Here is a 23,270-nt window from a genome sequence, read left to right as displayed (position 1 = left end):
CATGTCTTCGCGCGGCGTACCCACCTTGACGACCTTTCCGTACGCGGAGCTGGACGAGCGGGAGGAAGACCACTGGTCCGGCGCCGCGGTATCCGACGACGAATTGCGGGCGCTGGCCCTCGGCGCCTTCTATTCCGCGCGCTGGGACGCCTTCCATGACGCGCTGCTGCTCGGCCCGGAACGCGCGCATCCGCTCGGTGACCGGCGTGAACTGGCCATCGACACACTCACCGGCGCGTGGGGCATCACCGATGGCACCGAGGCGCAGGCGTCGATGGAGCAGTTGCTCGACGGCATGCACGCCCCGCTCTACGCGCTGGTGCACCCGCTGGTGACGGCCTCGATCAACGCCAGTGAGCGCGATCGCTTCGGTGAGCGCGCCGACCGGCACCGGGCGTTCCTGCGGCAGGTCGGAGCGTTCCGGGGGATGGACAATCCCGAGGCGCTGGTCCGCGACTACGACATCTGGTCGCAGGCGATCAAGATCGGATTCACCGACCATCTGGCCCGGCCGCTGCCGGGTGACATCCACGCCTGGGATCTGGCCAGGGTCGTCGCGGTGGCCAGGATGGCCTACACGGCCGGGTACCTCGACGCTGACGTGGCCTGGAGTTATCTGGCGCGCGCCCTGCCGCTGGCCCAGAGCAAGTACCGCAACTGGCGCCAGTTCGGCGACGCCTACCTCACCGGCTGGACCTATTGGCAGGCCTGCGAGGACTTGGCCGAGCTGAAGAACGGCGGCGTCGACCGCCGCAAGGAGCTGCTGCGGCTGTGGCTGCGTCCGACCAGCCCGTGGCGGCGGATCGCGCTGAACTCAGCTCCCGTCGGGGAGTGAACGCAGGATTCCGCGGCCGTAACGTTGGAACTGCGCGTCGTCGACCATGCCGAGGGAGTGTCGCTCGACCAGCAGTTCCCACTCCGAATACAACTGCGCCACACCGGGATCCGCGGGGCCAGCGGCGCCGTCGGCGGACTCCCGGCGTACCGCGAAGTTCACCGCGCAGATGACCCGATCGGTGTCGGCGCGGTCGACGCCCGCGAATTGCAGCGTGCGGCTGCCGTCGTGTACCTCGGCGCCGGTCGCGCCGCGTCCGGGGCCGATCTCGCCGCGCCCCGCGGTGGGGGTATCGGTCACGCGAGCCCATACGACCACGGGAATCGGGAGTTCGTACGCGTACCGGCTGTCGCCGATCGCGATGAACAGCAGCCGCGTCGTCGTGGCGGCGAGCAGGCCGGAGCCGCTGCCCGCCGGAGGGTGCGCGACCGCGACGGCGGTCTCCAGGACGTACTCGTCCGGCGTCACGTAACGATGCAGAGCCGCTATCGCATGCTTCGCCTCACGGCGCGGCGACATCCTGCGCGTCGCCCGTTCCACGTCCGCGCGGGTGGGGCCGCCACGTCCCCAGGTGGGGGGAGGCGGGCGCAGGTCCGGCGCCGCCACGTCGATGCGCTGGGTGGCGAGGATGTGCGCGTTGATGCGGTCGACGATTTCGGTGGCCGCGGGAACGTCGTGCTCGGCGATGATCACCGGAAGTGGCGTGCGGTCCGCGGGGACGCCGGTGAGCACGGGCGTCGGGTAGCGCAGATAGATCTCGATCACCACCGCGTCGTCCGCGCGCCGGTTCAGCCGGACCTTCAGCAGGTCGGAGACCGGGACATCGAGCACGCGCTCGCCGTCGGACCCGGGCCGCAAGACGATCAACCTGCCGCGGCCGTGACGCAGTATCGCTGTGGGTGTTCGTAACTCGACTATGTCCATACCCCCTGCGCTCGTGTCTGGTCTGCGGCGCTCCCGGGGCCTTTCGTGGTGTGCGAGCTACCGCCTACGTGCCCGTCGCTCGCGCCGCGATGTTGTGTCGTCGCTCACGATAGGCCGAACATGCCATGATTGTTGCCACTTGGAGGAAGCCGAACCGGAGACATCGGGAACCACCGTCGATCCCCGGCCGTTTACCTCTTTAACTGCACCTGCAGCCGAACTACGCGATGTATCGAGTAGACCGTACGCGGTAACGTGGCTTGTCCGCATCCGAACCCCTGCGGAACCGGACGCGCCAGACGCATCGCTAGGCAAGAACCGGAGACACCGGAAAGGACTGGCCGCCCCGGCCGACGCTCTATGAACCGCAAGACAGTGTTTCGCACCCTGGCCATAGTCTCGGGCATCTTGCTCGTGATCTATGCGTTCAGCTACTTCGGCAACGACACGCGGGGCTGGAAGAGCGTCGATACATCGGTTGCCCTGAGCCAGCTCGAGAACAAGAGCAACGTCCAGAACGTCCAGATCGATGATCGCGAGCAGCAGCTGCGCATCGAGCTGAAGGACGGCAACGACGCCACCGGCGGACAGAACAAGATCATCGCGAAGTATCCGGGCGGTAGCGAGACCTCCGCCCAGATCTTCTCGGCCGTGAAGAACTCCGGCGCCCCGTACAACACCGTGGTCAAGCAGGAGAGCTGGTTCACCCAGATCCTGCTGTTCGTGCTGCCGATGGTCATCCTGCTCGGCCTGTTCATCTTCGTGATGGCCCGCATGCAGGGCGGCGGCCGCGGCGGCATGATGGGCTTCGGCAAGTCGAAGGCCAAGCAGCTGTCCAAGGACATGCCCAAGACCACGTTCGCCGACGTGGCCGGAGCCGACGAGGCGGTCGAGGAACTCTACGAGATCAAGGACTTCCTGCAGAACCCGGTCCGCTACCAGGCCCTCGGCGCCAAGATCCCCAAGGGCGTCCTGCTCTACGGTCCGCCCGGCACCGGTAAGACCCTGCTGGCCCGTGCCGTCGCGGGCGAGGCAGGCGTGCCGTTCTTCACCATCTCCGGTTCGGACTTCGTGGAGATGTTCGTCGGCGTCGGCGCCTCCCGCGTGCGCGACCTGTTCGAGCAGGCCAAGCAGAACAGCCCCTGCATCATCTTCGTCGACGAGATCGACGCGGTCGGCCGCCAGCGCGGCGCTGGCCTCGGCGGCGGTCACGACGAGCGCGAGCAGACCCTCAACCAGCTGCTGGTGGAGATGGACGGCTTCGGCGACCGCACCGGCATCATCCTGATCGCCGCCACCAACCGCCCCGACATCCTCGACCCGGCGCTGCTGCGTCCCGGCCGCTTCGACCGGCAGATCCCGGTCGGCAATCCGGACCTCGCCGGTCGCCGCGCCATCCTGCGGGTGCACTCGCAGGGCAAGCCGATCTCCCCGGATGCCGATCTGGACGGCCTGGCCAAGCGCACCGTCGGCATGTCCGGCGCGGACCTCGCCAACGTCATCAACGAGGCCGCGCTGCTCACCGCCCGCGAGCACGGCGCGGTGATCACCGGCGAATCGCTGGAGGAGTCGGTCGACCGCGTGATCGGCGGCCCGCGCCGCAAGAGCCGGATCATCAGCGAGCACGAGAAGAAGATCACCGCCTATCACGAGGGCGGCCACACCTTGGCCGCCTGGGCGATGCCGGACATCGAGCCGGTCTACAAGGTCACCATCCTGGCGCGCGGTCGCACCGGCGGCCACGCCATGACGGTGCCCGAGGACGACAAGGGCCTGATGACCCGCTCGGAGATGATCGCCCGCCTGGTCATGGCGATGGGCGGCCGCGCGGCCGAGGAACTGGTGTTCCACGAGCCGACCACCGGCGCGTCCTCCGATATCGACCAGGCAACCAAGATCGCCCGGGCGATGGTCACCGAGTACGGCATGAGCGCCCGGCTCGGCGCGGTCCGCTACGGCCAGGAGCAGGGCGACCCGTTCCTCGGCCGCTCGATGGGCATGGGTTCGGAGTATTCGCACGAGGTGGCGGGCGCGATCGACGTGGAGGTGCGCAACCTGATCGAGGCCGCGCACACCGAGGCGTGGGCGATCCTGAACGAGTACCGCGACGTGCTCGACGACCTGGCCACCGCGCTGTTGGAGCGGGAGACGCTGCACCGCAAGGATCTCGAGCAGATCCTCGCCTCCGTGCAGAAGCGCCCGCGGATCACCGCGTTCAACGATTTCGGCGAGCGCGTCCCCTCGGACAAGCCGCCGGTGAAGACCCCGGGCGAGCTGGCCGCCGAGCGCGGCGAGTCGTGGCCGCCGGAGCCGGTGGTGAAGCCGGTGGCCGCGTCCGCGCAGCGCGAGCCGCAGCCCGCCAACGGGTATCCGCCGCATGAGAGCGGTTACGGCGCTCCGCCGCAGTACCCCCGCCCGTCCGCGCCCGGCTACCCGCTGCCGCAGGCGCCCGCTCCGGCCTATCCGCGCCAGGGCACGCACGGTTCGCGGCCGGACTACGGCGCTCCGGCGGGCTGGTCCGCTCCCGGCTGGCCGCCGCGCGACGAGCCGCAGCAGGGTCAGCCCGGCTGGGGCGACCCGCAGCAGCCGCGGCACGGCTATCAGCCGTGGGGTCCGCAGGGTTCGCCCGAAGGCGGCTATGACAGGGACGGGTACGGCGACCACGGCGGTTACGACGAGCCGCGCCGGACGAATCCGAACGGCGAGGGCGACGGTGATTGGGATGGACCGAACGGTCGTCACTGACCTGTGACGATTAGGCTCGACCATCTGGGGTGCCGAGAGATTGCCGGCGCCCGGGGAGTTTGGAGGTGTCCTCGATTGTCGGCCAACGAGTATGGCGGTGGTCACACCGTCGCCGAACTGGACAGTGCGGAGCACAACGGCATCGACATCGGCCTGTCGGAGCCGGGCCTCGTGGCACTGGAAACGGGCAGGTCGTTCGATCAGGCGCGAGCCGAAGCGGCGGTACGGGAGTTGCTGATCGCCGTCGGTGAGGACCCGGACCGGCCCGGCCTGCTCGACACGCCCGCCCGGGTCGCGCGGGCCTATCGGGAGACGTTCGCCGGGCTCTATGTGGAACCGGATTCGGTGCTCAACACCACGTTCGACGAGGGCCATCAGGAACTCGTACTGGTCAGGGACATTCCGATGTACTCCACCTGTGAGCACCACTTGGTGTCCTTCCACGGTGTCGCCCATGTCGGGTACATCCCCGGTCCGCACGGCCGGGTCACCGGCCTGTCCAAACTCGCCCGCCTGGTCGACCTGTACGCCAAGCGCCCGCAGGTGCAGGAGCGGCTGACCAGCCAGATCGCCGACGCGGTGATGCGCAAGCTGGACCCGAGGGGAGCGATCGTCGTGGTCGAGGCCGAGCACCTCTGCATGGCGATGCGCGGCATCCGCAAGCCGGGCGCGAGCACGACCACCTCCGCGGTGCGTGGACTGCTGCAGTCCAACGCCGCCTCGCGCGCCGAGGCGCTCGATCTGATCCTGCGGAAGTGAGCGGGCCCACGGTGTCCGAACCGAGGCGCTTCGAGAGCCTCGCCGCCCGCGACGGGCGCTCCTGTGTGGTGATGGGTGTGGTGAACGTCACCAGCGATTCGTTCTCCGACGGCGGGCGATACCTCGATCCCGAGCTGGCCATCGCGCACGGCGTTCGGCTGCACGCCGCGGGTGCGGACGTCATCGACGTCGGCGGCGAGTCGACCAGGCCGGGCGCGGTCCGCGTCGACGCGGCGACCGAGACCGCACGGGTGACACCGGTCATCCGCGGACTGGTCGCGGCGGGTGTGCCGACCAGCGTGGACACCATGCGCGCCGCCGTCGCCGAAGCCGCGATCGAAGCCGGGGTGTCGGTGGTGAACGACGTCTCCGGCGGCCGCGCCGATGCCGACATGGTGCGCGTGGTCGCCTCCGCGCGGGTCCCGTGGATCCTCATGCACTGGCGGGCGGGCGCCGACTACCGGCACACCGGACCGGCGGACCACTACGACGACGTGGTCGCGGAGGTGCTCGCCGAGTTGACCGCGCAGGTGGACTCGGCCGTCGCCGCGGGCGTGGAGTCGTCCCGGCTGATTCTCGACCCCGGCTTGGGCTTCGCGAAGAACGCCGAACACAACTGGGCTCTGCTCGGCGCGCTGCCGGAATTGGTCGCGCAGGGGCTCCCGGTCCTGATCGGGGCGTCTCGCAAGCGTTTTCTCGGCTCCCTGCTCGCCGACGAGGCGGGGCCGCGTCCACCGGACGGCAGGGAGACGGCCACCGCGACCATCTCGGCGCTGGCCGCGGTGCACGGCGCGTGGGGTGTGCGGGTGCACGACGTGCGCGCCTCGCTGGACGCCATCACGGTCACCGACGCGTGGCAGAATGCCGCACGGCAGCGCGCCGAACAGCACGACACCGCCCGATCCAGTGCGCAAGGAGCTCGATGATGAGCCGGTCCCCGATCCACGCCGAAGACGAGGCGCCGCCGGGTGATTCGGCGATCCGGCGCGGCGCCGACCGCATCGAGTTGCGCGGCCTGCGCGCCTACGGGCACCACGGCGTGTTCGAGCACGAGCGCCGCGACGGCCAGGAGTTCCTGGTCGACCTGACGGTATGGGTGGACTTCGACGTGGCCGCGGCGTCCGACGACCTGGCAGCCACCGTGGACTACGGCGCGTTGGCCGAACGCGCGGTGCGCATCGTCCAGGGTCCGCCGCGCAATCTCATCGAGACGGTGGTCTCGGAGATCGCCGACGATGTCATGACCGATCCGCGGATACGGTCGGTCGAGGTGGTGTTGCACAAGCCGTCCGCGCCGATCCCGCACACGTTCGCCGATGTGCGGGTGATCACCTCGCGTCACCGGGGGGAGCCCGTCGGATGAGCGAGCGGAACTGCGGCGCGGTGTTTTTCACCGTGCCGGGCGCCGCGGAGGTGCGCCGATGACCCGTGCCGTGCTGTCCATCGGTTCGAATCTGGGTGATCGGCTCGCGCATCTGCGCAGCGTCCTGGACGGGTTCGGCCATCGCGTGCTGGCGGTCTCCGCCGTGTATTCGACCGCGCCCTGGGGTGGTGTCCCGCAGGGCGACTATCTCAATGCCGCTGTGCTGGTAGAGGATCCGGCCTTCGGCTGCGCCGACTGGCTGCGTCGCGGACAGGAGCTGGAGCAGGCCTCGGGACGGGTGCGTGAAGTGCGCTGGGGCGCACGCACACTCGACGTGGACGTGGTGTGGTGCGCCGAACTGCGCGGCGGTGAGCCGGTCGCGTGCCGTAGCGCCGACCCGGATCTCATCCTGCCGCACCCGCAGGCGCATCGGCGCGCCTTCGTGCTGGCGCCGTGGCTGGACGTGATGCCGGACGCGGTGCTCGAGGTCGACGGCGTGCCGCACGCTGTCGCGGATCTGCTGGCCGGGCTCGATCCGGACGAACGCGCCGGGGTGCGTCGCACCGAGTTCTCGCTGACGGGCGCGCCGTCGTGAAACTGAAGCCGACTCGCATACTCGACCTCGTGGCGAACGTGCTGATCGCCGCGATCGTCGCGTGGATCGCCACCCGGGTGGCCTATGACAGCTTCCCGCCGATCTCGATCTTCGCGGGCGCCTCGCTGTATCCGGTGGCCGCGATCGAAGCGGTGCTCGCTTTCGTCATCCGGGCGCGGGTCAACGACCACCAGATCGGCGATGGACGTCACCAGTTGCATCCGATCACGGCGGCCCGCGCCGTCGCGTTGGCCAAGGCGTCGGCGCAGGTCGGTTCGATCGCCGCGGGTATCTGGCTCGGATTCCTGTGCTGGGTCCTCCCGCAGCGCGGCACCTTGCGCGCGGCCGCGGCCGACAGCCCCGGCGCGATCGTCGGGATGCTGGCGGGCTTCGCTTTGGTTGCTGCGGCCCTCTGGCTGGAGTACTGCTGCCGGGCGCCGGAGGATCCCACCGACGATGCGGCAACTACATAGCTAGTTTCACGAACTTAATCACAAAACCGGAATCTGGGCGTGGCCGAAGCAATTGGCTACCCTGGCTGGCATGGTTTCACCCTCCCGTAGCAGCACTTCCCGTGGACGGCGGGACGAGGCGGGAAAATTATTCGTCGGCGTCCTGATCGTGCTCGGTCTGGTTGCCAGTGTTTTCCTGATCTTCAGCAACAGTGTCGAGTTCGTACGGGTAGGTCTGGTCGCAGCCCTGTGGGCCGCGGCGATCGGGGCTCTTGCTGCGACGAAGTACCGCAAAGAGGCGACGATCGACAAGGCGAAGGTCCGCGATCTGCAAACCGTCTACGCGTTGCAGCTGGAGCGTGAGGTCACCGCGCGCCGCGAGTACGAGCTCGGTGTGGAGGCGCGGGTCCGCGAGGAGGTGGGCGCCGACGCGACCGAACTCGCGGCCTTGCGCGCGGAGCTCACCGTGCTGCGGCAGAGCCTGCAGCGGCTGTTCGACGGCGATCTGCCGATGGATCGCCCCGCGTTGCGCGCCGACGCGACCAGGATCCAGGAGCTGACCAGCTCCGGCACGGAATCGGGGAACAATAGCTCCGCGAATGCCGGGATGTGGTCGATGTTCGCCGACCAGCAACCGCGTAGCAGTATGACGCCGATCTTCGAGCCCGACCATCCCGAGCCACCGGTCTTCGCCAGCCCCTTCGATGATCCGGTCACCGCGGAGACCGCCGTCGTCTCCCTCGACGACACCGACCAGGCCGACGCGGAGCGGGCGCGCTACGCCGAGCCGCGCGGCTGGGCCGACGCCTTCACCGAGACGGTGGACGAGGAGCCGCTGGACGAGCCACCCACCCAGCCCGCCGCACGACCCCAGCCGACGCCGGAACCGGCCTCTCGGTCGGCCTCAGCACCCGCCATGGGCACGCCGAGCGCGCGCAGGCGCCGCCGGGCGGAAAGCGACGACGAGACGCCGTCGCGTCGTCTCTCGGTCGCGGAGATCATGGCCAACCTGCAATCGGAGGAGCGGGACCGCCGGTGAGTGGAGCCGGGGCCCGGCCCGGCACTGCGGCCTAGATCACGCGGACACCCCGTGGCGGCGGCGAAGCACCTGTAGATATCCTCTTGGCGTACCGTCCGGTACCCGCATGGCGGGACTGGAACGACATCGAGAGGACAACGTTGACCTCGAGAAGCGTGAATTCCGACAACGCTGATTCGGGCTACGACCCCGCGCCCGCACGCCTGACGGTGGGAATCGTCTCGGCGGGACGCGTGGGCTCGGCATTGGGCGTCGCACTCGAGCGCGCCGGACACGTCGTGTTCGGCGTCTGCGCGATCTCCGACGCGTCGGTGCGGCGTGCCAGGACCCGGCTGCCCGATTCGGAGATCCTGCCGATCGAACAGGTGGCCGCCCGCAGCGAGCTGCTGTTGCTGGCCGTGCCCGACGCCGAGCTTCCCGGCCTGGTTCGCGGTCTGGCCGGCGCGGAAGTCGTCCGTCCCGGCACCATCGTCGCGCACACGTCCGGCGCGAACGGCGTCGGCGTACTCGCGCCCCTGGCCGAGATCGGCGCGCTTCCGCTGGCCATCCACCCGGCCATGACCTTCACCGGACACGACGAGGACGTGAACCGCCTCGGCAACGCGTGCTTCGGCATCACCGCCGCCGATGAGGTCGGCTACGCCATCGCGCAGTCGCTGGTGATCGAGATGGGCGGCGAGCCGGTGCGGGTGCCGGAGGAGAACCGGCCGCTGTACCACGCCGCGCTCGCGCATGGCAGCAATCACCTGGTCACGGTGATCGTCGACGCGGTGGCCGCGTTGCGCGCCGCCCTGGCCGGCCCCGGACTGATGGGCCAGCAGCTGGTGGACGAGCAGCCCAACGGCCTGGCCGAGCGTCTGCTCGCGCCCCTGGCATCGGCGGCGCTGGACAACGCCTTGCGGCGCGGCCAGTCCGCGCTGACCGGCCCGGTCGCCCGTGGTGACGCGGACGCGGTGGCCGCGCATCTGACCGCGTTGGCGTCGGTCGACGCCAGGCTGGCCGAGGCGTATCGCGCGCTGTCGCTGCGCACGGCGGAACGCGCGGGCACCGCCCCCGCCGTCATCGAACTGCTGGAAGGACGCTGATGTTGGACCCGAAACTGCGCGGCGCCTACCGGCCCGGTGCGCTGACCGTCCACCACGATCCCGCCGTGCTCGGCGCGGTGTCCGCCGCGCTGCGCGGCGTCGGCCGTACCGTCGCGCTGGTGCCGACCATGGGTGCGCTGCACGAGGGCCACCTGGAGATCGTGCGGCTGGCCAAGCGGACCAACCAGGTGGTCATCGTCTCGATCTTCGTCAACCCGTTGCAGTTCGGGGTGAACGAAGACCTGGACAAGTACCCACGCACGCTGGACGCCGACGTCGAATTGTTGCGCGCGGAGGGTGTCGAGCTGGTGTTCGCGCCCAGCGCGTCCGACATGTATCCGGACGGCCCGCGGACCACGGTGCAGCCAGGCCCGCTCGGCGCGGAGCTGGAAGGGGCGAGCCGCCCGACCCATTTCGCGGGCATGCTCACCGTGGTCGCCAAGCTCCTGCAGATCGCGCGGCCGACCGAGGCGTTCTTCGGCGAGAAGGACTACCAGCAGCTCACGTTGATCCGGCAGATGGTCCGCGATCTGAACTTCGACGTGAAGATCACGCCGGTGGTCACCATCCGTGAGGCCGACGGCCTGGCCATGTCCTCACGGAACCGTTATCTCGACCCCGTGCAGCGCGAATCGGCGCTCGCCTTGTCGGCCGCCCTGTCGGCGGGCAAGCACGCGGGCGGGCTCGGCGGCGACGCGGTGCTCGCGGCCGCCCGTCAGGTGCTCGACGCCGTGCCCGGCGTGGACGTCGACTACCTGGAATTGCGCTCGGCCACCCTGGGCCCCGCCCCGGCCGCGGGCAACGCCAGGTTGCTGATCGCGGCCAGGGTGGGCACTACCCGGCTCATCGACAACATCGCCGTCACGCTCGGCGCTCCGATCGACGGCCATCCCAACGTCTCCGGTTCGCGGCCCGCCGTGGACCCCCGGTCCGTTCCGGCGGTGTCGAATCCCGCCCCGCTTCCTCCCGCGAACTAGAAAGGTCGACGCAATGCTGCGCACCATGATGAAGTCGAAGATCCACCGTGCCACCGTGACGCACGCCGACCTGCACTACGTCGGTTCGGTCACCGTGGACCAGGACCTGCTCGACGCCGCCGATCTGCTGGAAGGCGAGCAGGTCTGCATCGTCGACATCGACAACGGCGCCCGCCTGGAGACCTACGTGATCGCCGGTGAGCGGGGTTCGGGGGTGATCGGGATCAACGGCGCCGCGGCCCACCTGGTGCATCCCGGCGACCTCGTCATCCTGATCGCCTACGGCCAGCTGAACGAGCAGGAGCTGAAGGAATACGACCCCAAGGTCGTCTTCGTCGACGAGCGCAACCGCCCGGTCGAGCTCGGTTCGGACCCGGCGCACGCACCGGAGGGCTCGGGCCTGACCTCGCCGCGCTCGCTGTCGTTCGTCTGAACAGCGGCGACCGGACATGTTGCTGACCATCGATGTCCGCAATACGAGTATCGAACTCGGCTTGTTCTCCGGTTCCGGAGAGCATTCGAAACTGGTGCGCCACTGGCGTATCCACACCAATCCGTTGCTGACCGCCGACGAATTCGCCATGCAGGTGCGCGGGTTGGTCGGCGCGCAACTGGACGAGGTGATCGGCGTCTCGGCGCTTTCGACGGTGCCGCCCGTGCTGCGCGAACTGCGCGGCATGCTCGGCCAATACTGGGCTCATGTTCCGCACGTGTTGGTGGAACCCGGTGTGCGCACCGGGATTCCGCTGCTGGTGGACAATCCGAAAGAAGTCGGCGCCGACCGCATCGTCAATTGCCTGGCCGCCTACCAGCGGTATTCCGGGCCCGCGATCGTCGTCGATTTCGGAACGGCGATCTGCGTCGATCTGGTGTCGAAGAAGGGCGAGTTTCTCGGCGGGATCATCGCACCCGGTGTGGAGATCGCCACGGAAGCCCTGGTAGAACGCAGTGCGCTGCGGCGGGCGGAGTTGACCAGGCCGCGGTCGGTGCTGGGGAAGAACAGCATGGAATGCATGCAGTCCGGCGCGGTATTCGGTTTCGCCGGACTGGTCGACGGCCTGATCGATCGGATTCGCGACGAGTTCGACGCCTTTGCCGGCGACGATGTGGCGGTGGTGGCGACCGGCGCGACCGCGCCGCTGATCGTCCCGGAATCGGAAACGATCGACGACCACGATCCGCATCTCACGTTGACCGGCCTGCGGCTCGTATACGAACGCAACCAGCGGCGCAAGGGAAATGTCTGATATGCGCGGTGTTGGATTCGTCGCAGGCCAGGGACTTGTCGACACCGCGTCGCATGCTGTTAAACTCCCTCTCGTGACTTTCTTCGTGAGCGCCCAGGAGTGTTGTCGAGGCTGACGTGCCTCGACCGATCGAGGCTGAGTTCCTGCCCTCGACCGTTACCTTCCTCCTGGAGATTCGCTCATGCGTTCTTCTGTTCTTTCCCTTTCTTCCGCGCGTACGGCGCTGTCGGCTACTCCGCCGGTGGAACCCTCGGTGGCACCCGCTCTGCCCACTCGGCTGCGCCCGGCCGATCTGCTGCGGCTGACCGACGAGGGCGCCGAGGACGTGCTCGCCGGTCGCTATGACCACCTGCTTCCAGCTGACGGGACATGGCCGCACGACGAGCGCTGGGCGACCAGGCTGCTCTCCGACGACGAGGTCGACGTCTGGTTGATCAGCTGGACGCCGGGCAAGTCGACCGAGTTGCACGACCATGCCGGGTCGCTCGGCGCGCTCACCGTGCTCAGCGGCGCGTTATCCGAATACCGCTGGAACGGGACGGAATTGCGTTGCCGCACGCTCGCGGCGGGTGACCAGGCCTCGTTCCCGATCGGCTGGGTGCACGACGTCATGCGGGCGCCCGCCGACGTGCCCGGCGCCGTCGAATCCGCGGGCCCGCTCGATCCGACGCTCAGCGTGCACGCCTATTCCCCGCCGCTCACCGCCATGTCGTATTACGAGGTGACCGGCCACGGCACCCTGCGGCGCACCCGAACCGTCCTCACCGACCAGCCCGAAGGTGACATGTGATGACCCGTTTGACCATCGATCAGATGCTCGAGAACGCACGGGCGCAACTCGACCGGATCTATGCCTTCGAATTGCCGGAAGCCATCGAGCGGGGCGCCATTCTGGTGGATATCCGGCCGCAGGCGCAACGCGGACGCGAGGGCACCTTGCCCGGCGCCTTGGTGATCGAGCGCAATGTCCTGGAATGGCGGCTGGACCCCACCAGTTCGGCCCGCTTGGCGCTGGCCGCCGATCACGACGTGGAATGGATCGTCGTCTGCTCCGAGGGCTATACCTCCAGCTTGGCCGCCGCCGCCCTGCAGCAACTCGGGCTGCACCGGGCGACCGATCTGGTGGGCGGTTACCAGGCGTTGAAGGCGGCCGGGCTGTTGAACGTCGCCGTCGGGGCGTCGCACTTCGTGCGTGAGGCCGAGGCGCTCGCCTCGCTGTAATTTCCCCGCCAACACTTCCATCTCGAAATAGCCGGGCGCGCAGGTGTTTTCGCACACACTATGATGCGCACCGGCTATTTCGCGTCTCCGGGACGTGGACCGGGACGTCCCGGACGGTGCGCCGCGGCGATACCGTTTCGTTACTCCGGGTCGGAGTCCGGGCGGCGCGCAAAACGATTTCCGGTGCACGCTAGGGTTGTTCGATGTGAGCACCCCGAACTCTGCCTCTTCGACCGCATCGACATCGGATTCGCGGCCCGCTGTGGCGCCCGCCGCCGACGATGCCCCGGAGCAGATACGGATTCGCCGGGAGAAGCGGGAGCGGCTGCTCGCGGCCGGTGGCGAGGCGTATCCCGTCGTCGTGCCGCGTACGCATACCCTGGCGGAAATTCGGGCCGCATATCCGGACCTGGCCGCCGACACCTCCACCGGACAAGAGGTGGGCGTCGCCGGGCGCGTCATATTCCTGCGTAATACCGGCAAGTTGTGTTTCGCGACACTGCAGGAAGGCGACGGCACCAAGCTGCAGGCGATGATCAGTCTGAACGGGGTCGGCGCGGACGCGCTTGCCGCCTGGAAGGCGGACGTCGACCTCGGTGACTTCGTTTTCGTGCACGGTGAGGTCATCTCTTCGCGAACCGGGGAACTGAGCGTCATGGCCGATTCGTGGTTCATGGCGGCGAAGGCCCTGCGGCCGCTGCCGGTGGCGCACAAGGAGATGAACGAGGAGTCGCGGGTCCGGCAGCGTTATGTCGACTTGATCGTGCGCCCTGAGGCCAGGGAGATGGCCCGTACCCGCATCGCCGTGGTGCGCGCGCTGCGCAACGCGCTCGAGCGCAGGGGCTTTCTCGAGGTGGAGACGCCGATGCTGCAGACGCTGCACGGCGGCGCCGCGGCCCGGCCGTTCGTCACCCATTCCAATGCCCTCGACATGGACCTCTTCCTGCGCATCGCGCCCGAGTTGTTCCTGAAGCGCTGCGTGGTCGGCGGCTTGGAGCGGGTCTTCGAGATCAACCGGAACTTCCGCAACGAGGGGGCGGACTCCACGCATTCCCCCGAGTTCGCGATGCTGGAGACCTACCAGGCTTACGGCACCTATGACGACTCGGCGGTGATGACCCGGGAATTGGTGCAGGAAGTGGCGCAGGAGGCGTTCGGCACGCAGGTGGTGACCCTGGCCGACGGCACCGAATACGATCTCCGTGGCGAGTGGGCCACCGTCGAGATGTACCCGTCGCTGTCCGATGCGCTGGGTGTGCAGGTCACTCCGGAAACATCGGTCGCCGAATTGCGCGCACTCGCGGATCGGGTCGGTCTGGAAATTCCGGAGGGCAAGGGCTACGGTCACGGGAAACTCGTCGAGGAACTTTGGGAACACCAGTATGGTGACAAGCTGTACGCACCGACTTTCGTGCGCGACTTCCCGGTGGAGACATCCCCGTTGACCAGGCAGCATCGCAGCACCGCAGGCGTCACGGAGAAGTGGGACCTCTATGTGCGCGGCTTCGAGTTGGCCACGGGCTATTCGGAGTTGGTCGACCCGGTGATCCAGCGGGAGCGGTTCGTCGACCAGGCCAGGTTGGCCGCGCAGGGCGACGACGAGGCGATGGTGCTGGACGAGGACTTCCTCGCCGCGATGGAGCACGGCATGCCGCCGACGACCGGAACGGGTATGGGAATCGATCGGTTGTTGATGGCGTTGACGGGTTTGGGAATCCGAGAAACGATACTGTTCCCAATTGTGCGTCCGGTCACCAGGTGACCACTGGATTGCAAAGCAGCGGCTCCGTCTTGGAATTTCCGGAATTCGAGGTATTCTTGCCTCGGGTAATCGGCCTAGTATGCGGGTCGCACGATTTCGAGAGGACGTTCATCTCATGGCAAAGAAGGTCACCGTTAGCCTGATCGACGATGTCGACGGTGAGTCCATCGCAGACGAGACCATCGAGTTTGCGATCGACGGTGTGTCGTACGAGATCGACCTGTCGTCGGCAAATGCGGCGAAGCTGCGCGACGGTTTGGAGGAGTGGGTTTCGAATGCGCGCCGGGTCAGCGGCCGGCGCCGGGTCAAGGCCGCCGCGGCCGCAACGGGCACTCCGAAGAGCCGGGTCTCGATCGATCGGGAACAAAGCGCCGCAATTCGTGAGTGGGCGCGCCGTAATGGACACAAGGTGTCCGCGCGGGGCCGCATCTCCGCCGACATCACCGACGCGTACAACAAGGCCGCGAAGGGATAGTTCTTTTTCCGGCCGCCGTCCCGGCGAATCGTGCGACGTCGGGACGGCGGTCTTGTTTGTGATAGGGCTTCGATATAGCAGCGAGACCGGTTCGCACGGTGGCCCGTCACGGCGGATGAATCGATCTTGCTCGTGGTACCGGGAAGCGGCACCATGGAAGCGTGCGAAGGTCACTGGCGGTATGGAGAGGTGAGGTATCGGCGCAGTGACAGGATTCGTCGGATCATTCTTGCGGTTCACCGATGACGCCGGTCGGCAGCAGGAGCTCACGCTCACGCCCGACCGCGGCCGCGTCACCATCGGTCGCTCCCCGCATGCCGATCTCGCCCTGAGCTGGGACGCGGAGGTGTCCCGGCTGCACGCGGCGGTCGAATACCTGGGTGCGCACTGGACCATCGTGGACGACGGCCTCTCCCGCAACGGCACTTTCGTCAACGGGGACCGGCTGGTCGGCCGCCGCAGACTGATGGCGGGCGACGTCATCCGGGTCGGTACGTCTCGGGTGTCCTTTCACGACTTCGGCGGCGTATCCGACGACATCACCCGCACCTCCACCGGCTCGATACCCACCGCGCGGTCGCTCACCGAAACGCAACGCTCGGTCCTGGTCGCGCTGTGCCGCCCGTACAAGCACGGCGCGGGTTTCGCCACTCCCGCCTCGAATCAGCAGATCGCCGAGGAGTTGTTCCTCAGCGTCGACGCGATCAAGACCCATCTACGCGCGTTGTTCGCCAAGTTCGGGGTGGAGGATCTGCCGCAGAACCAGAAGCGGGTGCGGCTGGCTGGACTGGCCATGCAGAGTGGGCTCATTTCCGATCGGGACCTGTGAGACGTCCACCGTAGACGCTGGCTCATCCGATCGAGCTTCTCGACCATGGAGAGTCACGGCGGCGACGGCTTGACTCGGAGACGAGCGACCGGGGCGATGGCTCCGGCCGGTTTCCGAAGCAGGAGGAAGTCATGACCGCCACACGTCTCGCCGCACTGGTGCTCGCCACACTGGCTACGGGCCTGGTCGCGGGCCTTTTCTACGCGTACGCCAATTCGGTGATGCCCGCGCTGGCCCGCACCGACGATCGCGCGATGATCGACGCGATGCAGAAGATCAACGTGGTGATCATCAATCCCTGGTTCATGATCGGCTTCCTCGGCACGGTGGGGTTCACCATCCTGGCCGCGGCGCTGCATCTGGGACGTGAGCACCGGAGCACGCTGATCTGGATCGGCCTGGCTCTGGTGCTCAACGTGATCGCCTTCGCGGTGACCTCCGGGCTGAATGTTCCGCTCAACGACCAACTGGCCGCCGCGGGCGACCCGGCGTCGATCGCCGACCCGGCGGCGGTGCGCGCCGATTTCGAATCCGCCTGGGTGCGTTGGAACATCGTGCGTGGCGTCTTCCACACGCTGGCCTTCCTGGTGCTCTGCGGTGCGCTGTTCGTCGCGGGAATCCAGCAGGGGAAGGCATCCGCCGCGGCGGCGCCGGGCCGGATCGCCGCAGGCGAGTACGCGGCGCCGTACCCGTCCGGCGCGTCGGCCTTCGGTCAGAGCTAGTTTCCGCAACGACCCGCCGGAATCTGCGCCGTCTGGGCCACTCCGTGCGGTAGCTTCCCCGGAGACGATCCGGACCGGGAGGCTATCGTGCGGCGTGTCCCAGGCTTTTCGTTGTTCATCGTTCTGCTCGCCGCGGTGTGCGCCACCGCGGGCGCTGCGCACGCGCAGGAGCGATATCCGGTCGAGTTCAACTTCTTCGCGGGCATTCCCGCCGAACTGTCCAATCCGGGTGGTTCGCTGCCCGGCACCAACGACTGGTCGTGCCGGCCGAACTCCGAGCATCCGAACCCCGTGGTCCTCGTGCACGGCACGGGCGGTGGCGCACAGACTAATTGGGGCGTGTACGCGCCGCTGCTGGCCAACGAGGGCTACTGCGTGTACTCGGCCACGTTCGGCGCCTACGACCTGCCGTGGCCCGCGTCGGCCATCGGGGGCATGCTCCCGATCGAGCAGAGCGCGGCCCAGCTCGCCGCCTTCGTAGACCGGGTGCGCTCCGCGACCGGTGCGCGCAAGGTCGACCTCATCGGCCATTCCCAGGGCAACTTCATCGGCAACTACTTCGTCAAACGGCTCGCGGGCGCGGGCAAGGTGGACAAGATGGTCGGTCTGGCCCCGCCGTGGCAAGGCTCGAACGCGTACGGCATGGCGGACCTGAACGCGTTCGGCACACGCCTCGGCCTCGGTCCGCTGTTCGACGCCGTGGCCGGATCGCCGTGCAATGCCTGCAGGCAGGTGTTGCAAGGGTCGGAGTTCGTGCGCGAACTCAACGCGGACGGCGTCTACCACCCCGACGTGACCTACACCAATATCGCGACCCAGCTGGACGAACTGGTGGTGCCGTACACCTCCGGCCTGGTCACCGGCCCCCATGTGACCAACATCGTGGTTCAGGACGGCTGCGCGACGGACTACTCTGGGCATACGGGCATAGCGGGCAGCAAGAGGGCCGCGACCTACGTGCTCAACGCGCTCGATCCCGCTCATCAACGCCCGGTGCCCTGCGGTTTCGTCGACCCGTACACGGGGTAGGCGGCCGATGTCGTACGTGTGCGGCGCAGATCCGGTCGGCGGACGGTTTGTTCGCTGAGGGCAAAACCCGGCCGGAAACGAATCCCGCGACGCCCACGTTATGAGTGAATGACCGTGCTGTCGCCGGTCGGCAATAGGGTGGACCGGCGGCGGTGGCATCCCCCGCCAACTAGAGTGGAGGCGGGGGCCGCAACCCCCGGGCTTCATGGCAGGCTGACGCCCACGGTTGTTGTACACAGCACACTGCGGCGTCTGTTGCCAGAATGTCGGAGCAGGAGAGTGAGGGAGCGATGTTCGAGAGGTTCACCGACCGCGCGAGGCGTGTCGTTGTCCTGGCCCAGGAAGAGGCCCGGATGCTCAACCACAACTACATCGGCACCGAGCACATCCTGCTGGGGCTGATTCACGAGGGTGAGGGCGTCGCGGCCAAGTCGCTGGAGTCGCTCGGCATTTCGCTGGAAGGCGTGCGTAGCCAGGTGGAGGAGATCATCGGCCAGGGCCAGCAGGCCCCGTCCGGTCACATCCCGTTCACCCCGCGCGCCAAGAAGGTGCTGGAGCTGAGCCTTCGCGAAGCGCTGCAGCTCGGCCACAACTACATCGGCACCGAGCACATCCTGCTCGGCCTCATCCGTGAGGGCGAGGGCGTGGCGGCGCAGGTGCTGGTGAAGCTGGGCGCCGATCTCAACCGTGTACGCCAGCAGGTCATCCAGTTGCTGTCGGGATATCAGGGCAAGGAGCCGGTCGAATCCGGTTCGCGCGGCGAGGCGGGCACACCGTCGACCTCGCTCGTGCTCGACCAGTTCGGTCGCAACCTGACCCAGGCCGCGCTCGAGGGCAAGCTCGATCCGGTCATCGGCCGCTCGAAGGAGATCGAGCGGGTCATGCAGGTGCTCAGCCGCCGTACCAAGAACAACCCGGTGCTGATCGGCGAGCCCGGCGTCGGCAAGACCGCCGTCGTCGAAGGGCTCGCGCAGGCCATCGTCAACGGCGAGGTCCCCGAGACGCTGAAGGACAAGCAGCTCTACACCCTCGACCTGGGCTCCCTGGTCGCGGGCAGCCGCTACCGCGGTGACTTCGAAGAGCGCCTGAAGAAGGTGCTCAAGGAGATCAACACCCGCGGCGACATCATCCTGTTCATCGACGAGTTGCACACGCTGGTCGGTGCGGGCGCCGCCGAGGGCGCCATCGACGCGGCCTCGATCCTGAAGCCGAAGCTGGCCCGCGGCGAGCTGCAGACCATCGGCGCGACCACCCTCGACGAGTACCGCAAGTACATCGAGAAGGACGCCGCCCTGGAGCGCCGGTTCCAGCCGGTGCAGGTGGGCGAGCCGACCGTCGAGCACACCATCAACATCCTCAAGGGTCTGCGCGACCGCTACGAGGCGCACCACCGGGTCTCCATCACCGACGGCGCGTTGGTGGCCGCCGCCACCCTGGCCGACCGCTACATCAACGACCGGTTCCTGCCGGACAAGGCGATCGACCTGATCGACGAGGCGGGCGCGCGGATGCGCATCCGTCGCATGACCGCTCCGCCGGACCTGCGCGAGTTCGACGACAAGATCGCCGAGGCGCGCCGGGAGAAGGAGTCCGCGATCGACGCGCAGGACTTCGAGAAGGCCGCGCGGCTGCGCGACAAGGAGAAGCAGCTCGTCGCCAAGCGGGCAGAGCGGGAGAAGCAGTGGCGTTCGGGTGATCTGGACGTCGTGGCCGAGGTCGACGACGAGCAGATCGCCGAGGTGCTGGCGAACTGGACCGGTATTCCGGTGTTCAAGCTCACCGAGGAGGAGACCACCCGTCTGCTCCGTATGGAGGACGAGCTGCACAAGCGGATCATCGGCCAGGAGGACGCGGTCAAGGCCGTCTCCAAGGCCATCCGCCGCACTCGTGCCGGCCTGAAGGATCCGAAGCGTCCGTCCGGCTCGTTCATCTTCGCCGGCCCGTCCGGCGTCGGTAAGACCGAGCTGTCCAAGGCGCTGGCGAACTTCCTGTTCGGCGACGACGACGCGCTCATCCAGATCGACATGGGCGAGTTCCACGACCGCTTCACCGCTTCGCGGCTGTTCGGTGCCCCTCCGGGCTACGTCGGCTACGAAGAGGGCGGCCAGCTCACCGAGAAGGTGCGCCGCAAGCCGTTCTCGGTCGTGCTGTTCGACGAGATCGAGAAGGCCCACCAGGAGATCTACAACACCCTGTTGCAGGTCCTGGAGGACGGCCGCCTGACCGATGGCCAGGGCCGTACCGTGGACTTCAAGAACACGGTGCTGATCTTCACCTCGAACCTCGGCACCTCGGACATCTCGAAGGCCGTCGGTCTCGGCTTCACCCAGTCGAACAACGAGGGCTCGAACTACGAGCGGATGAAGCTCAAGGTCAACGACGAGCTGAAGAAGCACTTCCGGCCGGAGTTCCTCAACCGCATCGACGACGTGATCGTCTTCCACCAGCTCACCAACGAGCAGATCGTCGAGATGGTGGACCTGATGATCGGCCGCGTCGCCACGCAGCTGAAGAACAAGGACATGGCGATCGAGCTCACCCCGAACGCCAAGAACCTGCTGGCCAAGCGTGGCTTCGATCCCGTGCTCGGTGCCCGGCCGCTGCGCCGCACCATCCAGCGCGAGATCGAGGACCAGCTGTCGGAGAAGATCCTCTTCGGCGAGATCGGTCCGGGCCAGACCATCGAGGTCGACGTCGAGGGCTGGGACGGCGAGGGCTCCGGCGAAGACGCGAAGTTCACCTTCACCGGTAAGGCGAAGCTGACCAAGGCCGCGAGCGAGGAGAAGCCCGAAGTCGTGCTGACGGGCGCGACGGAAGGCTCCACCGAGGCCGCCTCGGGCGAGTAAGCCGCAACCGAAAAGTCCGTGCCCACCTGTGGGCACGGGCTTTTTCGTATTCGGCGTCGCCCGCTGCGCCGGGTCAGGAATCGTGGTCGGCGAAGTAGGCGAGGATCGGTGCGAAGTCAGCGGCGAGTTCAGCGGGCACGATCACCTCGTCGATGCCGTACTTTTCCCGGCGTCGCTCGAGGATTTCGGCGGCGGCGGACGGTTCCGCGGGAATCATGCCCGCTGCGCCCGCGTCCGCGAGGGCGGCGGCGGTCAGGCCGAGCCTCGTCGCGGTCCAGATCGGTAGCCGCTGCCCGATGCCGACCACCTGATGGGTGAAGCGCAGGGTGCGGTCGGTACCGTCCCGTGCGGTGCGGACCAGCTCGGCCAGCTCCGACTCGGTGGCCCCGGGTGCCGCGGCCAGCAGGATGCGGTCGGCGAATTCCGCCGCCGTCGCCAGCATTCTGGGTCCGTTGGCGGCGGCCACGACCGGTGGGGTGGGGTTCACTCCAGCCCGCACGGCGGCGATGGTGGCGACCAGCTGCGCGCGCCGTTGCGCGGGCGAACCCCAGGACGTGCCGAGCCACTGTGCTTCGGCGGCGGCGTCCGGGCGTCCCGAGCCGATTCCGAGTTCGAAACGTCCGTCCGACAGCAGCTGCAATGCCGCGGTCTCCCTGACCGTGGCGGCCGGTGTGCGCAGCGGTGCGGCGAGTACGTTCGGGCGCAGCCGAATGGTGGTGGTGACGGCGGCCGCCGCGGCGAGGGCCGGAAACGGCGAGGGGGTGAACCGGGTGTCCGGCAACAGGATGGTCCGGTAGCCCTGCTGTTCGACGGCGGCTGCCTCGCGCGCCCAGTCCGCTCCCGAACGCGGAGTGAGAACGATGCCGAAGGTCATGCTCATGATGGGATCTCCCGATCGTGCAGGCGGGCCGGTCAGGGCTTGTGTCGCGGTTCGCTCAGGACGGCGAGCCTGCTGCGGTACTGCTCCTCGGTGATCTCGCCCCGGGCGAACGCGGTGCGCAGCGCGCCGATACCGCTCACACGTCCGATGAACCGCCTCCGGGCGAAAACCAGCACTGTGACGACGGTCAGCCAGAACAACATCGGGAAAATCCAGAAGAACGGCCAGGGGTGCCATCCGCCGTCGTAGTGGTCGGCCAGAAAACTCACGGCCACGGGTCGAGTGAAAATATTCATGACGAAAGACTGCGCCGAAGGGCATGCCGGGGGCATCGGTCGCGCGTCGGCACTCGGAATACGCCTGGATACGTACGCCCAGAGCCCGAAGGCTCTGCCCGCGGTGATTTACCAGTTATTTGCTAATCGGCAGCAGGCCGGACAATTAATGTTCGCTGAGAAATTGCTATTGGCTGATGCCGGGAGAAGTCGGACCGTGTCGCACTGCGCCGGCGCGCCGCGCGAGGAGGAAGAATCTCGGGCTGGGCTACGGCTGTGCCTGGTCCTGGCCGTAGTCGCGCGCCGAAGAACGCGCAAGAAGGGGCGGGACGCTCACTCTGCCGGATGGTCCGACCGCGAATCACGGAATTCGGCGCGGGTTTGCCCACTGACTGGTTGCCGTCCTGCGTCTTTATTCGGAGGATGGGTGCCTGGGTCGTTTGATTCCGGTTCCCATGGCAGTGCGGCGAAGCAGTCCGGCTCCTGGGCAACGATCGGCGGCTCACTGCCAGCCTGGGCGGACGAGTCCGGATTCGTAGGCCATGACCACCAGTTGAGTGCGGTCTCTGGCGTGCAGTTTGGTGAGAATGCGGCTGACATGGGTACGGGCGGTCGCCGGGCTCATGTAGAGCCGTTCGCCGATCTCGGCGTTGGTGAGACCCTCGGCGACCAGCGTCATCACCTCGCGTTCGCGGTCGGTGAGTTCGGCGAGCGTGGCCGTCGGCGGCGTTTTCGCGCGTGTGGAGAATTCCGCGATCAGCGTGCGGGTTACGCCGGGGGACAGCAGCGCGTCGCCGGCAGCGACCACCCGGACGGCACGAACCAGATCGGCCGGTTCGGTGTGCTTCACCAGGAACCCGGTCGCGCCGGAGCGCATCGCCTCGAAGACGTACTCGTCGAGTTCGAAGGTGGTCAGCACGACCACGCGCACCGCGGCCAGCAGGGGGTCCTCGGCGATCACGCGGGTGGCGGCCAAGCCGTCCAGGACGGGCATGCGGATGTCCATCAGCACCACGTCGGGACGCAGATCGCGGGTCATGCGCACGGCCTGCTCCCCGTTGTCCGCCTCGCCGACCACCTCGATGCCGTCCTGGGCATCCAGCAACGCCACGAACCCGCCACGCACCAACGCCTGGTCGTCGGCCACCAGCACCCGGATGCCGCCGGATGGAGCGTGGGCCGGGACCGAATCGTGGTGGTCGTGCATCGG

The 23,270-nt window shown here is 68.0% G+C and carries 24 protein-coding genes; 20 read left to right on the top strand and 4 right to left on the bottom strand.

Translation table 11 applies throughout. The annotated features are described in order from the left end of the window. Window position 1 precedes the first annotated feature (1 nt). Entirely contained in the window at window positions 2-835 is an 834-nt protein-coding gene (locus ACIHAX_RS01870; RefSeq protein ID WP_355079160.1) for a DUF1266 domain-containing protein, read from the top strand. Here the strand turns inward: ACIHAX_RS01870 and ACIHAX_RS01865 are convergent. Continuing rightward, a complete protein-coding gene (locus ACIHAX_RS01865) occupies window positions 815-1,759 on the bottom strand; it encodes a hypothetical protein (protein ID WP_397275271.1) in 945 nt (314 codons plus the stop codon). The genes ACIHAX_RS01870 and ACIHAX_RS01865 overlap by 21 nt on opposite strands. A gap of 360 nt (window positions 1,760-2,119) precedes the next feature. Here ACIHAX_RS01865 and ftsH point away from each other — a divergent pair, with 360 nt between their 5' ends. The 19 genes from ftsH (at window position 2,120) to ACIHAX_RS01770 (ending at window position 20,905) form a co-directional block, all read left to right on the top strand. Next, complete coding sequence (gene ftsH, locus ACIHAX_RS01860) at window positions 2,120-4,504, top strand: ATP-dependent zinc metalloprotease FtsH (protein WP_355079156.1); 2,385 nt, start codon at window positions 2,120-2,122, stop codon at window positions 4,502-4,504. A gap of 117 nt (window positions 4,505-4,621) precedes the next feature. Next, window positions 4,622-5,263, top strand: a complete 642-nt coding sequence (folE, locus tag ACIHAX_RS01855) for a GTP cyclohydrolase I FolE (RefSeq protein ID WP_379250824.1) — start codon at window positions 4,622-4,624, stop codon at window positions 5,261-5,263. A 71-nt stretch (window positions 5,264-5,334) separates the two neighbouring features. Next, window positions 5,335-6,189, top strand: coding sequence for a dihydropteroate synthase (gene folP, locus ACIHAX_RS01850; RefSeq protein WP_397275339.1), 855 nt, complete (start codon window positions 5,335-5,337; stop codon window positions 6,187-6,189). Then, entirely contained in the window at window positions 6,189-6,626 is a 438-nt protein-coding gene (folB, locus tag ACIHAX_RS01845) for a dihydroneopterin aldolase (RefSeq protein ID WP_356963547.1), read from the top strand. Before folP ends, folB begins: the two co-directional genes overlap by 1 nt. 58 nt (window positions 6,627-6,684) lie before the next feature. Further along, a complete protein-coding gene (gene folK, locus ACIHAX_RS01840) occupies window positions 6,685-7,221 on the top strand; it encodes a 2-amino-4-hydroxy-6-hydroxymethyldihydropteridine diphosphokinase (RefSeq protein WP_355079152.1) in 537 nt (178 codons plus the stop codon). 2 nt (window positions 7,222-7,223) lie between these two features. Next, a complete protein-coding gene (locus ACIHAX_RS01835; RefSeq protein WP_355079262.1) occupies window positions 7,224-7,694 on the top strand; it encodes a DUF3180 domain-containing protein in 471 nt (156 codons plus the stop codon). A 70-nt stretch (window positions 7,695-7,764) separates the two neighbouring features. After that, entirely contained in the window at window positions 7,765-8,712 is a 948-nt protein-coding gene (locus tag ACIHAX_RS01830) for a DUF6779 domain-containing protein (protein ID WP_364436043.1), read from the top strand. A gap of 155 nt (window positions 8,713-8,867) precedes the next feature. Next, a complete protein-coding gene (locus ACIHAX_RS01825) occupies window positions 8,868-9,797 on the top strand; it encodes a DUF2520 domain-containing protein (RefSeq protein WP_355079148.1) in 930 nt (309 codons plus the stop codon). After that, on the top strand, window positions 9,797-10,774 hold the full coding sequence (gene panC / locus ACIHAX_RS01820; protein ID WP_397275268.1) for a pantoate--beta-alanine ligase: 978 nt from the start codon (window positions 9,797-9,799) through the stop codon (window positions 10,772-10,774). The genes ACIHAX_RS01825 and panC overlap by 1 nt, the downstream gene beginning before the upstream one ends. Before the next feature lie 13 nt (window positions 10,775-10,787). Continuing rightward, the gene (gene panD / locus ACIHAX_RS01815; RefSeq protein ID WP_355079144.1) at window positions 10,788-11,207 is read left to right on the top strand and encodes an aspartate 1-decarboxylase; all 420 of its coding nucleotides are present in this window, start codon (window positions 10,788-10,790) and stop codon (window positions 11,205-11,207) included. Between the two features lie 16 nt (window positions 11,208-11,223). Further along, window positions 11,224-12,021, top strand: a complete 798-nt coding sequence (locus ACIHAX_RS01810; protein WP_355079142.1) for a type III pantothenate kinase — start codon at window positions 11,224-11,226, stop codon at window positions 12,019-12,021. A 181-nt stretch (window positions 12,022-12,202) separates the two neighbouring features. Then, window positions 12,203-12,811: a cysteine dioxygenase gene (locus ACIHAX_RS01805; RefSeq protein WP_397275266.1), complete on the top strand. Its 609-nt coding sequence runs from the start codon at window positions 12,203-12,205 to the stop codon at window positions 12,809-12,811. An 8-nt stretch (window positions 12,812-12,819) separates the two neighbouring features. Beyond that, window positions 12,820-13,242, top strand: a complete 423-nt coding sequence (locus tag ACIHAX_RS01800; protein ID WP_355079260.1) for a rhodanese-like domain-containing protein — start codon at window positions 12,820-12,822, stop codon at window positions 13,240-13,242. A 262-nt stretch (window positions 13,243-13,504) separates the two neighbouring features. Beyond that, the gene (lysS, locus tag ACIHAX_RS01795) at window positions 13,505-15,004 is read left to right on the top strand and encodes a lysine--tRNA ligase (RefSeq protein ID WP_355079258.1); all 1,500 of its coding nucleotides are present in this window, start codon (window positions 13,505-13,507) and stop codon (window positions 15,002-15,004) included. Window positions 15,005-15,119: 115 nt separating this feature from the next. Then, the gene (locus ACIHAX_RS01790; protein WP_039794672.1) at window positions 15,120-15,479 is read left to right on the top strand and encodes an Lsr2 family protein; all 360 of its coding nucleotides are present in this window, start codon (window positions 15,120-15,122) and stop codon (window positions 15,477-15,479) included. Window positions 15,480-15,708: 229 nt separating this feature from the next. Next, window positions 15,709-16,308 carry an FHA domain-containing protein gene (locus ACIHAX_RS01785; protein WP_355079137.1) on the top strand — a complete coding sequence of 200 codons (600 nt, stop codon included), beginning with the start codon at window positions 15,709-15,711 and terminating at the stop codon, window positions 16,306-16,308. Window positions 16,309-16,439: 131 nt separating this feature from the next. Next, window positions 16,440-17,030: an anthrone oxygenase family protein gene (locus ACIHAX_RS01780; protein WP_364436058.1), complete on the top strand. Its 591-nt coding sequence runs from the start codon at window positions 16,440-16,442 to the stop codon at window positions 17,028-17,030. Between the two features lie 87 nt (window positions 17,031-17,117). Beyond that, window positions 17,118-18,059, top strand: coding sequence for an esterase/lipase family protein (locus ACIHAX_RS01775; RefSeq protein WP_397275264.1), 942 nt, complete (start codon window positions 17,118-17,120; stop codon window positions 18,057-18,059). A gap of 290 nt (window positions 18,060-18,349) precedes the next feature. Then, window positions 18,350-20,905: an ATP-dependent Clp protease ATP-binding subunit gene (locus ACIHAX_RS01770; protein ID WP_355079133.1), complete on the top strand. Its 2,556-nt coding sequence runs from the start codon at window positions 18,350-18,352 to the stop codon at window positions 20,903-20,905. A 73-nt stretch (window positions 20,906-20,978) separates the two neighbouring features. Here ACIHAX_RS01770 and ACIHAX_RS01765 read toward each other — a convergent pair whose 3' ends face one another. The 3 genes from ACIHAX_RS01765 to ACIHAX_RS01755 all read right to left on the bottom strand — a co-directional run bounded on the left by ACIHAX_RS01765 (window position 20,979) and on the right by ACIHAX_RS01755 (window position 23,267). Further along, complete coding sequence (locus ACIHAX_RS01765; RefSeq protein WP_397275261.1) at window positions 20,979-21,785, bottom strand: LLM class flavin-dependent oxidoreductase; 807 nt, start codon at window positions 21,783-21,785, stop codon at window positions 20,979-20,981. 32 nt (window positions 21,786-21,817) lie between these two features. Then, on the bottom strand, window positions 21,818-22,060 hold the full coding sequence (locus tag ACIHAX_RS01760) for a hypothetical protein (protein WP_364436066.1): 243 nt from the start codon (window positions 22,058-22,060) through the stop codon (window positions 21,818-21,820). 502 nt (window positions 22,061-22,562) lie between these two features. Then, the gene (locus ACIHAX_RS01755; protein ID WP_355079128.1) at window positions 22,563-23,267 is read right to left on the bottom strand and encodes a response regulator transcription factor; all 705 of its coding nucleotides are present in this window, start codon (window positions 23,265-23,267) and stop codon (window positions 22,563-22,565) included. Window positions 23,268-23,270: the final 3 nt, after the last annotated feature.

The organism is Nocardia sp. NPDC051929 (assembly GCF_044548645.1).
Taxonomy (GTDB): Bacteria; Actinomycetota; Actinomycetes; order Mycobacteriales; family Mycobacteriaceae; genus Nocardia; species Nocardia sichangensis.
This window is presented reverse-complemented; position numbering and strand designations above follow the sequence as displayed.

Coding starts and splice junctions, on each gene's coding strand:
- ACIHAX_RS01870 (WP_355079160.1), top strand. CDS start 2: ATGTCTTCGCGCGGCGTACCCACCTTGACGACCTTTCCGTACGCGGAG.
- ACIHAX_RS01865 (WP_397275271.1), bottom strand. CDS start 1,759: ATGGACATAGTCGAGTTACGAACACCCACAGCGATACTGCGTCACGGC.
- ftsH (WP_355079156.1), top strand. CDS start 2,120: ATGAACCGCAAGACAGTGTTTCGCACCCTGGCCATAGTCTCGGGCATC.
- folP (WP_397275339.1), top strand. CDS start 5,335: ATGGGTGTGGTGAACGTCACCAGCGATTCGTTCTCCGACGGCGGGCGA.
- folB (WP_356963547.1), top strand. CDS start 6,189: ATGAGCCGGTCCCCGATCCACGCCGAAGACGAGGCGCCGCCGGGTGAT.
- folK (WP_355079152.1), top strand. CDS start 6,685: ATGACCCGTGCCGTGCTGTCCATCGGTTCGAATCTGGGTGATCGGCTC.
- ACIHAX_RS01830 (WP_364436043.1), top strand. CDS start 7,765: ATGGTTTCACCCTCCCGTAGCAGCACTTCCCGTGGACGGCGGGACGAG.
- panC (WP_397275268.1), top strand. CDS start 9,797: ATGTTGGACCCGAAACTGCGCGGCGCCTACCGGCCCGGTGCGCTGACC.
- panD (WP_355079144.1), top strand. CDS start 10,788: ATGCTGCGCACCATGATGAAGTCGAAGATCCACCGTGCCACCGTGACG.
- ACIHAX_RS01810 (WP_355079142.1), top strand. CDS start 11,224: ATGTTGCTGACCATCGATGTCCGCAATACGAGTATCGAACTCGGCTTG.
- ACIHAX_RS01805 (WP_397275266.1), top strand. CDS start 12,203: ATGCGTTCTTCTGTTCTTTCCCTTTCTTCCGCGCGTACGGCGCTGTCG.
- ACIHAX_RS01790 (WP_039794672.1), top strand. CDS start 15,120: ATGGCAAAGAAGGTCACCGTTAGCCTGATCGACGATGTCGACGGTGAG.
- ACIHAX_RS01780 (WP_364436058.1), top strand. CDS start 16,440: ATGACCGCCACACGTCTCGCCGCACTGGTGCTCGCCACACTGGCTACG.
- ACIHAX_RS01770 (WP_355079133.1), top strand. CDS start 18,350: ATGTTCGAGAGGTTCACCGACCGCGCGAGGCGTGTCGTTGTCCTGGCC.
- ACIHAX_RS01765 (WP_397275261.1), bottom strand. CDS start 21,785: ATGAGCATGACCTTCGGCATCGTTCTCACTCCGCGTTCGGGAGCGGAC.
- ACIHAX_RS01755 (WP_355079128.1), bottom strand. CDS start 23,267: ATGCACGACCACCACGATTCGGTCCCGGCCCACGCTCCATCCGGCGGC.